This is a genomic window from Aquifex pyrophilus, assembly GCF_054656935.1.
The window spans coordinates 109,289-123,417 of sequence record NZ_BAAHXJ010000005.1 but is presented as its reverse complement, the minus strand read 5'-3'; the positions used below and the strand labels follow the sequence as shown (position 1 = coordinate 123,417).

Here is a 14,129-nt window from a genome sequence, read left to right as displayed (position 1 = left end):
AGATAGATGAAGAGAGTTGTTGTTGACCCCGTCACAAGAATAGAAGGACACCTGAGAATTGAGATAATGGTTGACGAGGAAACGGGAAGGGTGAAGGATGCCCTCTCCGCGGGAACCATGTGGAGGGGGATTGAGCTCATCGTGAGAAACAGGGACCCAAGGGATGTATGGGCATTCACCCAGAGAATATGCGGAGTCTGCACCTCCATACACGCACTCGCTTCCCTCAGGGCGGTTGAGGACGCCCTCGGCATAACCATACCCAAGAACGCGAACTACATAAGGAACATAATGTACGGCTCCCTCCAGGTTCACGACCACGTTGTTCACTTTTACCACCTTCACGCCCTTGACTGGGTATCTCCCGTAGAAGCCCTGAAAGCGGACCCCGTTCAGACCGCAGCACTCGCGAACGTTATACTTGAGAAGTACGGAGTCCTGAACGAGCTTATGCCCGATTTCCTCGGACACAGGGCATACCCCAGGAAGTTTCCAAAGGCAACACCCGGATACTTCAGGGAATTTCAGAATAAGATTAAGAAGCTCGTTGAGAGCGGACAGCTCGGTATATTTGCAGCCCACTGGTGGGACCACCCCGATTACCAGATGCTACCACCCGAGGTTCACCTTCTCGCAATAGCCCACTACCTCAACATGCTTGACGTCCAGATGGAGCTCTTCATACCCCAGGTTGTCTTCGGTGGAAAGAATCCCCACCCCCACTACATAGTAGGAGGTGTTAACTGCTCCATATCCATGGACGATATGAACGCACCCGTGAACGCGGAAAGACTTGCGGTAGTTGAGGATGCGATATACACCCAGGTTGAGTCAACGGACTACTTCTACATTCCCGACATACTCGCAATAGCGGACATATACCTCAATAAACACAACTGGTTCTACGGAGGAGGGCTCTCAAAGAAGAGGGTTATAGGATACGGGGACTATCCCGATGAGCCCTACACGGGCATAACTAACGGGGATTACCACAAAAAGATACTCTGGCACTCAAACGGCGTTGTTGAGGACTTCTACAAGGGCGTTGATAAGGCAAAGTTCTACAACCTTGAGGGTAAAGACTTCGCTGACCCCGAACAGATACAGGAGTTCGTAACCCACTCCTGGTATAAGTATCCCGACGAGACGAAGGGACTCCACCCCTGGGAGGGAATAACGGAGCCCAACTACACCGGACCAAAGGAAGGAACAAAGACCCACATTAAATACCTCGACGAGAACGGAAAGTATTCCTGGATAAAAGCTCCCAGGTGGAGAGGAAAAGCTTGTGAGGTTGGTCCCCTGGCGAGATACATAATCGTTTACACGAAGGTCAAACAGGGACACATAAAACCCACGTGGGTTGATGAGCTCATAGTCAACCAGATAGACACCGTATCAAAGCTCCTCGGACTTCCCCCCGAAAAGTGGCTCCCCACAACGGTTGGAAGAACCATAGCGAGAGCTCTTGAGGCACAGATGGCTGCACACGTAAACACCTACTGGATGAAAAAGCTCTACGACAACATAAAGGCGGGGGACACGAGCGTGGCAAACATGGAAAAGTGGGACCCCTCAACCTGGCCCAAAGAGGCTAAGGGTATAGGAATAACGGAAGCACCGAGGGGCTCTCTGGGACACTGGTGCATAATCAAGGACGGAAAGGTTGCAAACTACCAGTGTGTAGTTCCTACAACCTGGAACGGCTCACCGAAAGACCCCAAGGGACAGCACGGAGCCTTTGAGGAGTGCATGATAGACACGGTTGTTAAGGTTCCCGAAAAGTCCCTGGAAGTTCTTAGGGGAATACACTCCTTTGACCCCTGTCTCGCATGCTCAACGCACCTGTACAACGAGAAAGGAGAGGAGATAACGAGCGTAAGGGTTCAGGGTGCTTGCATTTAAGGAGGATTTGCTATGTTGAGGAGAATTTTCGTATTCAGTGCCTCCCTCAGGATATGGCACTGGATAAACTTCCTCGCCATTATGGTTCTCTTCTTTACGGGGCTCTACATAGGAACTCCCTACTTCACGACATCTTCGGGATACGAGGCAACATACGCTTACGAGAAAAACATAACGATGGGATTCATAAGATTCCTTCACTTCTCCGCGGGATACGTCCTCCTCTTTTCTTTCCTCTTCAGGATATTCATAGCCTTCTTCAGGAAGGGGGACAGGCTCTTTATACCCAAGTTCTGGACCATAGAATACTGGCAAGGTTTAAAGGAAACGGTTATGGAGTACCTCTTCATAAAGGAACACAGGCCCATGATTAGAAATCCCCTCGCGAGAACCGCATACTTCTTCGTTTACCTGATGATTTTCTTCATGATAGCGACGGGATTCGGTATGTACGGGCTTTCCGACCCCGACGGGTTCTGGGCTTCCCTCTTCGGATGGGTTGTCTGGAGCCTCGGAGGGGAGTTTGAGGCCCACTACTGGCACCACATAGTCGCATGGCTCATAATACTCTTCTTCATACTTCACGTTTACTTCGTATCAAGGGAGGACTTTACCCACAAAAACGGAGAAGTATCTTCTATGTTTAGCGGTGTTAAGTTCTTTGAGAAAGAACCCGTTGATATTGACGATGTAAAGTAGGAGGTGTAATAATGAAAAAGTATCTCGGTGCTCTTCTCGGTGTCTTCGGTTTTGCCTTTGCCCATCCCGGGCACCTTTTACCTCATACAGATGCCTTCACCTCAGGGCTTCTCCACCCCATAACGGGGATTGACCACCTCGCGGTAATGGTTGCGGTCGGAATGCTCGGAGCTTACCTCTTCGGAAAGAAAGCTTTTATTCCTCCCGCGGTGTTCGTGAGCTCCATGGCACTCGGATTTGTGCTCGGATACTACGGAGTTAATATACCCTTCGTTGAGAACGGAATACTCCTTTCGGTTGCACTTTCGGGACTTCTCCTGATTCTCGGAAACTCAAGGCTCTCGTTCATACTTCCCGCACTAATGATTTTCGGACTTTTCCACGGAATTGCACACGGCTATGAAGCTCCCCAAGGAAATCCCCATCTATTCGCACTCGGATTTATACTTTCAACCTCTACACTTCATGTGAGCGGAATACTCATAGGAAAGCTCGGAAGGGAAAGACTCGTAAGGGTGAGCGGACTGGCTCTCTTAGCTCTCGCTTTCCTGCTTTAATACCTTCTTCCCATGATTACGGTTCTCGGCGTCGGGAACATACTCTTATCGGACGAAGGACTCGGCGTTAGGGCGGTTGAGGAGTTTAAGAAAAGGTATAAATACCCCGAAGAGGTTAAGGTTCTTGACGGGGGAACGCTCGGAATAGACCTCATGTATTTCATAGAAGGCTCCGAGAAGCTTTTAATAGTTGATGCGGTTCTCGGAGGTAAAAAACCGGGAACCTTTTACAGAATAGAAAGCGAAAACGTAAAAAAGTATTTTAAAAACAAGGTTTCCATGCACGAGCTCGGCATTCAGGAGGTTCTGGCACTCCTTGAGCTTATGGGAAAGCCCGTAAAGGAGATAGTAATTCTCGGGCTTGAACCAAAGAGCCTTGAGGTTTCAACGAGCTTAACGCCGGAAATTGAGGAAAAAATACCTCTTCTCGTTGAGGAGATAGCTAACCAGTTGAGAAAGTGGGGTGTAAAGCTGGAGGAGAGAAATGGAAAGCGTTAGGTTTCTTGAGAAACTTGAGAGAGTTGATAAAGAAAAGCTTAGGGATTTAATAAATAACGGAGAGACCTTCGTTCTATACGTGAGGAGTCAGAGGCTTTACGACAAGATAAAGGAGATTTTTGACGTTGACGTTATATTTCCCGAGCTTGCAAAGAGCTTTAACGGGATAAAGTTCGTGTGGGGAGACATGGACGAGCTGAAAACTGGAGGTATGGTTCCCCTCATAGTTGTATTCAGGGAAGGGAAAGAAGTTAAGAGAATAGAGGGCATAAAGAACTGGGCGGAATACGTGAGTGCCCTAAGGGAGGCCTTATCATGCTGATGAACTCAATCCCCATACTCAAGGAGATTCTTCAGGCCCTTAAGGACCTATACGAGAAGGGAGAGGAACACATTATTTATATAAACAAGCTCCCCATAACCCCCGAGGACAGAGAGCTCCTCCTTGATGTCCTCGGAGAGGGCCAGGTTAAGATAACCTACTCCTCAAAAACCCAGCCCGCGGAGTGGAAGGAGACGGGAATATACGGCGTTTGGATAGGTGTGATAAAAAACAGGGACGATAAACCCGTTCTTGAAACGATAGAGATAACCCACTTCCCCAAGCTCGCAAGTGCCCAGAAAGAGGATATAGAAGAAAGCATAAAATACCTTGAGGAGAAGATAAGGGAGATTGAGGAAAAACAAAAGGAGGTGAGAGATGTGTAAGGATTGCGGATGCTCAATAACTGAACATCACGAACACCACCATGAACACCATCATACAAATCCTACGCTCGGGGATAAAAAGACCCTGGAAGTTTTAACGAAAATACTTGATGCTAACGATAAACAGGCACAGAGCAACAGAAAGCACTTTGAGGAGCACGGAATTCTTGCGGTTAACCTAATGAGCTCTCCGGGAGCTGGAAAGACAACGCTCCTTGAGAAGACGATAGAGCTCCTGAGCGGTGAGCTGAAAATAGGAGTTATAGAGGGAGACCTTGAGACTAACAGGGATGCGGAAAGGATAAAGCGAAAGGGAGCACCCGCATACCAGATAACAACGGGACAGGCCTGCCACCTTGACGCCTTCATGGTTCACGAGGGCATACACCACCTTCCCCTTGAGGAGCTTGATATAGTCTTTATTGAGAACGTGGGAAATCTCGTCTGTCCCGCTTCCTACGACGTGGGAGCCCATCTCAACGTCGTTTTACTCTCAACCACCGAAGGTGAGGACAAGCCGGAAAAGTATCCTGTTATGTTCAAAAACTCGGAGCTTACGCTCATAACCAAGGTTGACCTTCTTCCCTATATGGATTTCAACGTTGATTATGCAATAGAGTCCGCAAAGAGAGTAAATCCCAAGATTGACGTTCTTAAGGTTTCCGCAAAGACGGGAGAGGGACTTGACCTCTGGCTTGATTATCTGAGATTTAAGCTGAAGGTTCTTAGAAGTTCCTTAAATGAGAAGAGCAAGAGTAAAGCTTAAGGGTGCGGTTCAGGGTGTCGGCTTTCGTCCCTTCGTTTACAGAATAGCGAAGGAACTCGGTCTTAAGGGATACGTAATAAACGACTCAAGGGGCGTTGAGATAGAGGTCGAGGGAGAGGAGGAGCTTCTTCACAAGTTCTTACTAAGGCTTTCCAAGGAAAAACCGCCCCTTGCGAGGATATACTCCCGAGAGGTCTTATTCTTAGAACCGATAGGTTATAAGGATTTTGAGATAAGGAAGAGCAACGAAGAGGGGGAGAAGGAAGTTCTCATACTTCCCGATATCTCAACCTGTGAGGACTGCCTCAGGGAGCTCTTTGACCCCAAAGACAGAAGATACAGGTATCCCTTTATAAACTGCACGAACTGCGGTCCCCGTTTCACAATTATAGAAAAGCTCCCCTACGACAGGAAGAACACAACGATGAAAGTCTTCAAGATGTGCGAGGAGTGCGAGAGGGAGTATAAAAACCCCCTTGACAGGAGATTCCACGCCCAGCCCAACGCCTGCCCCAAATGCGGTCCCCACGTAACCCTTTACGATAATGAGGGAAACCTCATAGCCCGAAGGGAAGAAGCCCTTGAGAAGCTCGTAAGACTCATAAGAGAAGGAAAGATAGTAGCGGTAAAGGGGATAGGGGGCTTTCACCTAGTTTGCGATGCGACGAACGAAGAAGCGGTAAGGGAGCTCAGGAAGAGAAAGAGGAGAAAGGAAAAACCCTTTGCGGTTATGTTCAGGGATCTGAAACAGGTGGAGGAGTACGCAAACCCCACGGAGCTTGAGAAGGCCCTGCTCCTATCTCCCGAAAGACCTATCGTTCTCATAGAAAAGAAAAAGGAGCTTGCCCCGTCGGTAGCCCCTTATCTCAGAAGAGTCGGGGCTTTCCTTCCCTACTCTCCCCTTCACCACCTTATACTGAGTTCCCTTGACTTTCCCGTTGTTGCAACCTCGGGAAACCTGTCCGATGAGCCCATAGTCAAGGACAACGAAGAGGCCTTTGAGAAGCTCTCGGAGCTTTCCGACTTCATACTCCTTCACAACAGGGATATAAAAAGAAGGTGCGACGACAGCGTTGTGAAAGTCGTGGGAGGAATTCCGACCTTTATAAGACGTTCAAGGGGATACGCGCCCCTTCCCGTTGAGCTCCCCCTTTCTTCAGACAGGAAGGTTCTTGCGGTGGGAGGTATGCTCAAGAACACCTTTGCGATAGCCTTCGGGAATAAAGCTTTCCCAAGCCAGCATATAGGAGACATAGACAGCATAACGAACCTGAAGGCCTTTGAGAGAGAGGTTTACGATTTTATGAAACTCTACGAGTTTGAACCCGACGTTATCGTTTGCGACATGCACCCGAGGTATGAAACAACGAGGTGGGCGGTAGAGTTTGCAAGAGAAAGGGGAATAAAGCTTGTTAAGGTTCAGCACCACTACGCTCATATCCTTTCCTGCATGGCAGAGAATAAGGTTAAGGAAAAGGTTCTCGGTATAGCCTGGGACGGGACGGGATACGGGGAGGACGGAACCCTCTGGGGAGGCGAGTTTCTCGTATGCGACTACAGAGATTATGAAAGAGCTTTTTACTTCAAACCTTTCAGGTTAATAGGAGGAGAAAAAGCGGTAAAAGAACCGAGAAGAGTTGCCCTCTCCTTACTTTTTGAGCTTTTCGGAGATAAAGCCCTCGGTATGGAATTGCCAACATTAAAGGCTTTCAGCGAGAAGGAGCTTGAGAACCTCTTTAAGGTGTGGAAAAGGGGAATAAACTCCCCCTTGAGCTCTTCGGTCGGGAGACTCTTTGATGCGGTCTCCTCACTTCTCGGCATAAGACAGGTTCTCTCTTATGAAGGACAGGGAGCAATGATGATAGAGGATTTATACGACCACACCGAAAGGGGCTTTTATCCTTACACAATAAAGGAAGGAAAGATATTCTGGGAGGAGATAATTTCAGCATTGATTGAAGAAAGGGACCCCCGAAGGGCATCAACGAGGTTCATAAACACCCTTGCCCGCATATGCCTTGATATAGCAAAAGAGATTGGAATACCGAAGGTATGCCTTTCAGGGGGAGTTATGCAGAACGACCCTCTGGTATCAAAGATAAAGGAACTCCTTGAAGAGGAAGGATTTAAGGTTTTCACTCATCAGAAGGTTTCACCGAACGACAGCGGTTTATGCGTAGGTCAGGCGGTTTACGGGATGGTAATGAGTTTGTAAAAATGTTTTTCAAGCTGTTTTTTGTTTCTTTTTCTTTTTCTTTTCCTGCCAGATAACAAAAAGGGAGAGTCCCCATAACGCTAAAGAGCCGAGGAAAGCCAAAAGAACTACGTCACTATTCAATATTCTTTTAAGAACATCCATACTATTCCTCCACTACTAAATATAAAGCGCATATAACGTTTATTATTCCCAGGGACAACACGCTTAACATCTCGCTTAACTCAATCCTTTTGGAAATCTTAAGCAAAAAAGCTCCCACCATTAAGCCCGTTCCGAAGTTCCTTATAGTTTCCGCTCAGAACCTTCTTCTCATGCAGTTATTTAATAACATCCGTTCCCACGTAATCCCTAAGGACCTCTGGAACTTCAACGCTTCCGTCTTCCCTCTGATAGTTTTCAAGGATTGCTGCAAGGGTTCTTCCTACCGCAAGTCCCGAGCCGTTTAGCGTATGAACGAACCTGTTTTTTCCGGTCTTTGAGTCTTTAAATCGCGTGTTCATTCTTCTTGCCTGAAAGTCCTCGCAGTTTGAGCAGGAGGATATCTCCCTGTATCTGTTCTGGGAGGGAAGCCATACCTCTATGTCGTAAGTTTTTGCAGCGGAAAAGCCGAGGTCTCCCGTGCATAGTTCAACAACTCTGTAAGGGAGTCCGAGTAGCTGGAGAACTTCCTCCGCATCCCTTACGAGCTTCTCAAGCTCCTCATAAGAGTTATCGGGATGAACAATCTTCACAAGCTCAACCTTATCAAACTGGTGCTGTCTTATTATTCCCCTTATATCCTTCCCGTAAGCCCCCGCTTCTCTTCTGTAGCAGGGGGTGTAAGCGGTGAGATATATGGGCAGGTCTTCCTCCCTCAGTATCTCTTCCCTGTATAGGTTTGTTAGGGGAACTTCCGCGGTGGGTATAAGGTATAGATTATCCCGCTCACACTTGTATAAATCCTCTTCAAACTTAGGGAGCTGTCCAGTCCCTACAAGAATTTCGGGTTTCACAAGGTGGGGAGGGCATACCTCTTTGTATCCCTTACTTGTATGTAAATCAAGCATAAAGTTTATCAAAGCCCTTTCAAGCCTTGCCCCCCATCCCTTTATCACGGTGAACCTGCTTCCCGAGAGTTTTGCTCCCCTTTTGAAATCAAGTATTCCGAGCCTTTCCCCTATCTCCCAGTGGGGCTTTGGCTCAAAGTTAAACTTTCTGGGTTCTCCCCATCTTCTTACCTCAACGTTATCGTTCTCATCTTCGCCCACGGGAACACTTTCGTGGGGAAGGTTTGGTATCCAGAGAAGCGTATTCTTAAGCTCCTCCTCAACTTTTCTTAACTCCTCTTCAAGTTTTTCTATCCTTACTTTAAGCTCCTTAACTTTTGCCTGAATGTCCGATACGTCCTTCCCTTCCCTCTTTAGCTTTCCTATCTCCTTGCTGAGCTTATTCCTCTCACTTCTTAGATTCTCAAGCTCTTTTATTATCTCCCTTCTCTTTATATCAAGTTCAAGAACCTTATCAACGAGCTTAACGAGTTCCCTGTCCCTCGTTGCGAGCCTTTCTTTCACAAAATCGGGATTATTCCTTATCAGGTTAATGTCTATCATAAGGAAGTATATTATTACATCCATGTTCGTTGATGCACACACACATATGGAACTCCTTGCCCTATCAAGCGTTCCATTTCACAGATTCAAGGAAAAGGGGGAATTGATTGAATACCTGAGAGGTTTGAAAAAGGATAAGCTCGTAGCTTACGGGCTTGATTACTCCTTAGGTATAACTCCCGAAGATATAAACTCCCTTGATTATCCCGTTCTTCTCCTTTACAAGGACGGGCACAAGGGAATACTGAACGATGGTATGAAGAAACTCCTCGGGAAGAGGGAGAACTTCTTAACGGAAAAGGAGCTTTGGGAAGCGGTAAGTCTCCTGAAACCGAGAGGTAAGGAGCTAAGGGAATACATCTTTGAGGGGCTTGAAAGGGCAAAGGAGATGGGCATTTCGGAAGTTCACGACTACGTTGACCACAAGGTTGCAAAAATCTACTTTGAAAACGAGCCTCCGTTAAACGTTGTTCTCATGCCCTACTACGAGGATTACAGGGAAGTCCTTAAGCTCTTTGAGAGATACGGGGATAGGAAGAAATTAAAACTCGGCTGGGTGAAGGTTTACGTTGACGGCTCTATCTCCGCAAGAACTGCATACCTGAAAGAGCCTTACGAGGATACGGAAACGAGGGGAGAGCTCTCAATCTCCGAGGAAAGGCTTGTAGAAATAATTAAAGAGCTTGAGAGGGAAAACCTGAGGATTTCCCTGCATGCCATAGGGGACGGAGCTATTGAGGTCGCATTAAATGCCCTTGAGAAGGCAAATGTGTCCCTTAAATACCACAGAATAGAACACGCGGAGCTTATAACGGAAAAACAAATAGAAAGGGCTAAGGAGCTTAACGTTCTTCTTTGCATGCAACCAAACTTTAACTGCTACTACGGGGACATATACGTAAAGGCACTCGGGGAGGAAAGGGCAAAGAGGATAAATCCCATTGACTTGGTTGACCGTTTGGGTGCTGAGCTCATCTTCGGGACCGACATGATGCCCTTTGATATTAATTACGCGGTTGAGTGTGCAAAGAAAAGACTTACCGAGGAAAAGGTAATTTATTACTTCGGGGGTTGGAAAAGTGATAAAAGTTATTTAACTTAATAAATATGGTAATAGGAATATTGAGCAGGTGGAACGCAACCTGCGGTGTTTCCCTCCACGGGGAGATGATAGGGAGGGAGCTCCTGAGAAGGGGTCACAAGATTAAGGTCTTTGCCCCCTACCTTGAGAGTGCAAACCGCTGGTGGCATCACAAACTCATAAGACCAGATGAGGAATACGTAATAAGGTGCTACGAAGAAACCTCTCCCGATGGAAAGGAAGGAAGGCTTGATATTGAGAAGGTCCTGAACGAGGATATAGACTTCCTTATAGTTGAGAGCTACGAAAAACTGCCCTACAGGGACGTTGAAAGGCTTGTGAGGATACTGAGGGATAGGGGTATCCCCTCAATAGCGGTAATCCACGAGGCCACGTATGAGGACCTGAAGTATGGGGATATGAACCTCTTTGAAAAGGTCGTCGTCTTTGACGAGAGATATGTGAAGGAAGTCCTAAAAGACAGGGTAAAGGAGGATAAGGTGGAGATAATTCCCTATCCCTGTTATCCCGTGAGAGAAGGAAAGAGAAGGTTTGCGGAGGATGGGGTAGTCAGGTTCTTTTCCTTCGGAAGACAGCCTAAAGAGGAATACTGCCCTTATATAGAAACGCTGAAGGTTCTCAGAAAGAGGTTTGATAATTTTACTTACAGGGTTGTGAGGGCTATTGAGCCCCTGAGGGTTCAGGAGGATTGGATAACGCAGGAGGAGAGGGTTCTTGATTACGAGGACATAGTTAAGGAGCTCCACAGCTCGGACATACACCTTCTTCCGAAAGGAAACACGAAGAAGGTCGTTGTATCCTCAACCATTTACCAGGTTCTCGGGACGCTGACGCTTACCGTAGTTCCCGACAACAGGTTCTTTGAGACATTGCCCCACGGTGAAGATGCTCCCGTCATATTTTACAGGGACGTTGAGGACCTGAACGCGAAGCTCCTTGAGGTAATTAAAAAGGAAGAGCTGAGGGAGAGAATAAGGGAAAACGCAAGGAAGTTTGTTGAGGAGAACAGCGTTGAGAAGATTACCGACAAGTACGAGGAGTTAATAAACTCTGTTGTCCTCAAGGATATTCATTAAGGTCTCAAGCTCTATCTCACCTATGACTACCGTTGTGTCCGCACCTCCGTAAGAGATTAGGAGTTTATCTCCGAGCTTCTGGATACCGCAGGGGAATACTACAAAAGGTCTGTCCCCGTATTTTTCATATATCTCTCTCGGCTCAAGTATGTAAAAGGGTGTTACCGCGGTGAACCTTCCCTCATCGTCCATAAGAACCGCAAAGACTCTGTAGGCCTGAAGTTCCTTATCAACGCCGTGTATTAAAACGAGGAACTCATCGTTAACCTTTACGGGAGGTGTAGCCCATCCAATCTTCTCCTCAAAGGGAGCACTCTCCATAACCGTAAGGTTTTCCCCTATCTCAACCTCCCTGAGCGCTTCCGACTCAAGAACGCTTTGAGGAATTTCACAAACCGCAAGGTAAAATTTATCGTTGAGCATATGAAGCCTGTGGTAAAGCATTAGTCTCTTTCCCTTAACGAGAAATGCGTTCTTATCGCTCTCAACAAAGGTTCTTATCTCCTCAGGCATCCTGAAAACCGCAATCTTCTTCCACTCTCCGTTTTTATAAACCGCCGTTACGGGTAGCGTTCTCTCACTTTTTACCTCAACGTTGAAGTAATTAACCGTTCTTCCGCAGTAGGTCATAAAAAGCTTTCCGTCTATCTCATAAACTCTCGGGTCCTCAACGCCCCAGAGGTCATACTTCGTATCGGGAATTACCGTAATCTCAGCCTCATATTCTCTCCTTTCGGGAGAGCCGAGCTCCTCAAGGCCGAGTTCAAACTCCGCAACAGCACTCGCGTAGGTGTAGTATCCCATTATCACTCTTGCGTAAACGCGAAGTTTATCACCGAAAAGGTGTATTGAGGGATTGAAGGCAACCCTCGGAGTTCTTACGGGATAGTTCTTCATTATAAGGTCGTGTCCCGTAATTACCTTTAGTCTCTTTACTATATCCCTTGTCTCAAATCTTCTTTTATCAATAATCTTTCTCGAAATCTCTTTCCAGGCGCTCTTCAGCGTAACCATAGCTCAATAATTTTAATCCGTTATACTTGTAATAAAAAGGAGGAAAAGATAATGTTAAGGAGGAAAAGATAATGTTTAAAGGCTCTATAGTTGCCTTAATAACGCCTTTTAAAAACGGAGAGGTGGATTACGAGGCTCTCGGAAACCTGATAGAGTTCCACATTGAAAACGGAACCGATGCTGTGCTCGTTTGCGGAACAACGGGTGAGTCCCCCACCTTAACCTTTGAGGAGCACGAACAGGTTATTGAGTTTGCGGTAAAGAAGGCTAACGGAAGGATAAAAGTAATAGCGGGAACGGGTGGAAACGCAACCCACGAGGCGGTTCACCTAACCGCTCACGCAAAAGAGGTGGGGGCTGACGGAGCTCTAGTAGTGGTTCCCTACTACAACAAACCAACCCATAGGGGGCTTTACGAGCATTTCAAGACCGTGGCAAAGGAGGTAGATATACCCATAATCATTTACAACATTCCCTCAAGGACCTGCACCGAGATATCGGTTGATACCCTTTATAAGCTTGCGAGCGAGTGCGAAAACATAGTGGGTTCAAAGGAGTCTACTCCCAACATGGACAGGATTTCCGAGATAGTAAAGAGGCTCGGTGAGAACTTTGCGGTTCTTTCGGGAGATGACAGCCTCACCCTCCCTATGATGTCCCTCGGGGCAAAAGGTGTTATATCGGTAGCTAATAATATCATGCCCAAGGAAGTTAAGGAGCTTACCCATTACGCCCTTGAGGGGGACTTCAAGAGAGCTAAAGAAATACATTACTACCTTCACGACCTCTTTAAGGTTTTATTCATAGAAACGAATCCCATTCCCGTAAAGACAGCCTGCTGGATGCTCGGAATGTGCGAAAAGGAGTTCAGGCTTCCCCTTACCGAGATGTCTCCTGAAAATGAGAAAAAACTGAGGGGAGTTCTTGAGAGATACGGGCTACCCCTTAAGAACTGAAGTTCTTTCTCCCGCTCTTCTGAAAGCTTCCCTCTTTAGATGCATCTCCTCTTTCTCCCTTTCGGGAACGGAGTCCCACACGATACCGCAACCCGCAAAGTAGCTCAGGTTTTCTCCCTCTCCTACCGCCGTTCTTATAAGAACGGATAGCTTAAAGTCCCCATCAGGAAATAAAATGCCCGCACTTCCGCAGTAATAACCCCTCGCAAAGGGCTCAAGCTCGTCTATTATTTCAACAGCCCTTTTCTTGGGTGCCCCCGTAACAGATGCGGGAGGGAAGGTGTTAAGAAGGATTTCCTTAAAGTCTTTATCGGTCTCGCCCCTAACTTCCGAAACGAGGTGGTAAAGGGTTTTGAACTTCTCAACCTTAAAAAGCTCCTTAACGTAAACGCTTCCCATTCTGCAAACTCTCCCGAGGTCGTTCCTCATCATGTCGGTAATCATGAGGTTTTCCGCTCTTTCCTTCTGACTTTCTTTCAAGTATTTCTGCTCTCTTGAGGTTCCCTTTATCGGTTTACTCCTTAAGATGTTTCCCCTTTTCTCAAGAAATAGCTCCATGGAACCGCTGATAACGTAAAAATCGTTCAGGTTCAGGAAAAAGCCAAAGGGAACGGGCTGGGATATGTAAAAGTTTAGGAATAAATCAAGGGGGCTTCCCTCAAGGTAGTAATCAAACCTGTTTGTGAGGTTTATCTGGTAAACGTCTCCCCTCTTTATGTATTCTTTTACCTTACTTACTCTCTCCATAAACTCCTCGTCCGTAAGGGCTGAACCCTTCGGGTATAAGCTTACATTCCTTGAGAATACCTTTCCGAAAGGGATTAACTCTCCGAGCTCCAGATAAACAACCTTAGGTTTATCGGAGATTTTTACCTTCACGTTAAGGATTTCTGAAGAAAGCTCGTAGGAAAGAAGGATAAAAGCGAGGGAGTTTTTAGGTTCTATATATTCAAGACTTTCGTAAAACTCAGCCCTTTTTATCTCCGCCTTCAGGAGTTTTCTTTTCCCGAACCAAGCTCCCGAGAGTATGAGCTCCATACT

At 46.8% G+C, this 14,129-nt stretch carries 15 protein-coding genes; 11 read left to right on the top strand and 4 right to left on the bottom strand.

The features are described 5' to 3' along the window. Window positions 1-6 precede the first annotated feature (6 nt). The 8 genes from ACYQZ0_RS04255 to hypF are packed head-to-tail and all read left to right on the top strand — an operon-like array spanning window position 7 to window position 7,348. Window positions 7-1,905, top strand: coding sequence for a nickel-dependent hydrogenase large subunit (locus ACYQZ0_RS04255; protein ID WP_459775361.1), 1,899 nt, complete (start codon window positions 7-9; stop codon window positions 1,903-1,905). Window positions 1,906-1,917: 12 nt separating this feature from the next. Beyond that, window positions 1,918-2,604 (top strand): Ni/Fe-hydrogenase, b-type cytochrome subunit, encoded by a 687-nt coding sequence (cybH, locus tag ACYQZ0_RS04250; RefSeq protein WP_459775360.1) that lies wholly within the window; start codon window positions 1,918-1,920, stop codon window positions 2,602-2,604. Between the two features lie 11 nt (window positions 2,605-2,615). Then, window positions 2,616-3,161, top strand: a complete 546-nt coding sequence (locus ACYQZ0_RS04245) for a HupE/UreJ family protein (RefSeq protein WP_459775359.1) — start codon at window positions 2,616-2,618, stop codon at window positions 3,159-3,161. A gap of 12 nt (window positions 3,162-3,173) precedes the next feature. Beyond that, window positions 3,174-3,659, top strand: coding sequence for a HyaD/HybD family hydrogenase maturation endopeptidase (locus ACYQZ0_RS04240; protein ID WP_459775358.1), 486 nt, complete (start codon window positions 3,174-3,176; stop codon window positions 3,657-3,659). Then, a complete protein-coding gene (locus tag ACYQZ0_RS04235) occupies window positions 3,646-3,981 on the top strand; it encodes a thioredoxin domain-containing protein (RefSeq protein WP_459775357.1) in 336 nt (111 codons plus the stop codon). Before ACYQZ0_RS04240 ends, ACYQZ0_RS04235 begins: the two co-directional genes overlap by 14 nt. After that, on the top strand, window positions 3,975-4,367 hold the full coding sequence (locus ACYQZ0_RS04230) for a hydrogenase expression/formation protein (RefSeq protein ID WP_459775356.1): 393 nt from the start codon (window positions 3,975-3,977) through the stop codon (window positions 4,365-4,367). The genes ACYQZ0_RS04235 and ACYQZ0_RS04230 overlap by 7 nt, the downstream gene beginning before the upstream one ends. After that, the gene (gene hypB, locus ACYQZ0_RS04225) at window positions 4,360-5,133 is read left to right on the top strand and encodes a hydrogenase nickel incorporation protein HypB (RefSeq protein WP_459775355.1); all 774 of its coding nucleotides are present in this window, start codon (window positions 4,360-4,362) and stop codon (window positions 5,131-5,133) included. Before ACYQZ0_RS04230 ends, hypB begins: the two co-directional genes overlap by 8 nt. Beyond that, window positions 5,108-7,348 (top strand): carbamoyltransferase HypF, encoded by a 2,241-nt coding sequence (gene hypF / locus ACYQZ0_RS04220; RefSeq protein WP_459775354.1) that lies wholly within the window; start codon window positions 5,108-5,110, stop codon window positions 7,346-7,348. Before hypB ends, hypF begins: the two co-directional genes overlap by 26 nt. 9 nt (window positions 7,349-7,357) lie before the next feature. Here the strand turns inward: hypF and ACYQZ0_RS04215 are convergent, their stop codons facing one another. Further along, window positions 7,358-7,492, bottom strand: a complete 135-nt coding sequence (locus ACYQZ0_RS04215) for a hypothetical protein (RefSeq protein ID WP_459775353.1) — start codon at window positions 7,490-7,492, stop codon at window positions 7,358-7,360. 176 nt (window positions 7,493-7,668) lie between these two features. After that, on the bottom strand, window positions 7,669-8,940 hold the full coding sequence (gene serS / locus ACYQZ0_RS04210; protein ID WP_459775848.1) for a serine--tRNA ligase: 1,272 nt from the start codon (window positions 8,938-8,940) through the stop codon (window positions 7,669-7,671). Window positions 8,941-8,962: 22 nt separating this feature from the next. Between serS and ACYQZ0_RS04205 the strand changes: the two genes are divergently transcribed. Further along, on the top strand, window positions 8,963-10,042 hold the full coding sequence (locus tag ACYQZ0_RS04205) for an amidohydrolase family protein (protein ID WP_459775352.1): 1,080 nt from the start codon (window positions 8,963-8,965) through the stop codon (window positions 10,040-10,042). A 5-nt stretch (window positions 10,043-10,047) separates the two neighbouring features. After that, the gene (locus tag ACYQZ0_RS04200) at window positions 10,048-11,118 is read left to right on the top strand and encodes a glycosyltransferase family protein (protein WP_459775351.1); all 1,071 of its coding nucleotides are present in this window, start codon (window positions 10,048-10,050) and stop codon (window positions 11,116-11,118) included. On the opposite strand, the gene ACYQZ0_RS04195 is transcribed toward ACYQZ0_RS04200, so the two are convergent. Continuing rightward, window positions 11,083-12,132 (bottom strand): glycoside hydrolase family 130 protein, encoded by a 1,050-nt coding sequence (locus tag ACYQZ0_RS04195; RefSeq protein ID WP_459775350.1) that lies wholly within the window; start codon window positions 12,130-12,132, stop codon window positions 11,083-11,085. The genes ACYQZ0_RS04200 and ACYQZ0_RS04195 overlap by 36 nt on opposite strands. Window positions 12,133-12,203: 71 nt before the next feature. On the opposite strand from ACYQZ0_RS04195, the gene dapA reads away from it, so the two are divergent. Continuing rightward, window positions 12,204-13,088 carry a 4-hydroxy-tetrahydrodipicolinate synthase gene (dapA, locus tag ACYQZ0_RS04190; RefSeq protein ID WP_459775349.1) on the top strand — a complete coding sequence of 295 codons (885 nt, stop codon included), beginning with the start codon at window positions 12,204-12,206 and terminating at the stop codon, window positions 13,086-13,088. Here the strand turns inward: dapA and ACYQZ0_RS04185 are convergent. Further along, window positions 13,071-14,126: a chorismate-binding protein gene (locus ACYQZ0_RS04185; protein ID WP_459775348.1), complete on the bottom strand. Its 1,056-nt coding sequence runs from the start codon at window positions 14,124-14,126 to the stop codon at window positions 13,071-13,073. The two genes, dapA and ACYQZ0_RS04185, sit on opposite strands and share 18 nt — an antisense overlap. Window positions 14,127-14,129: the final 3 nt, after the last annotated feature.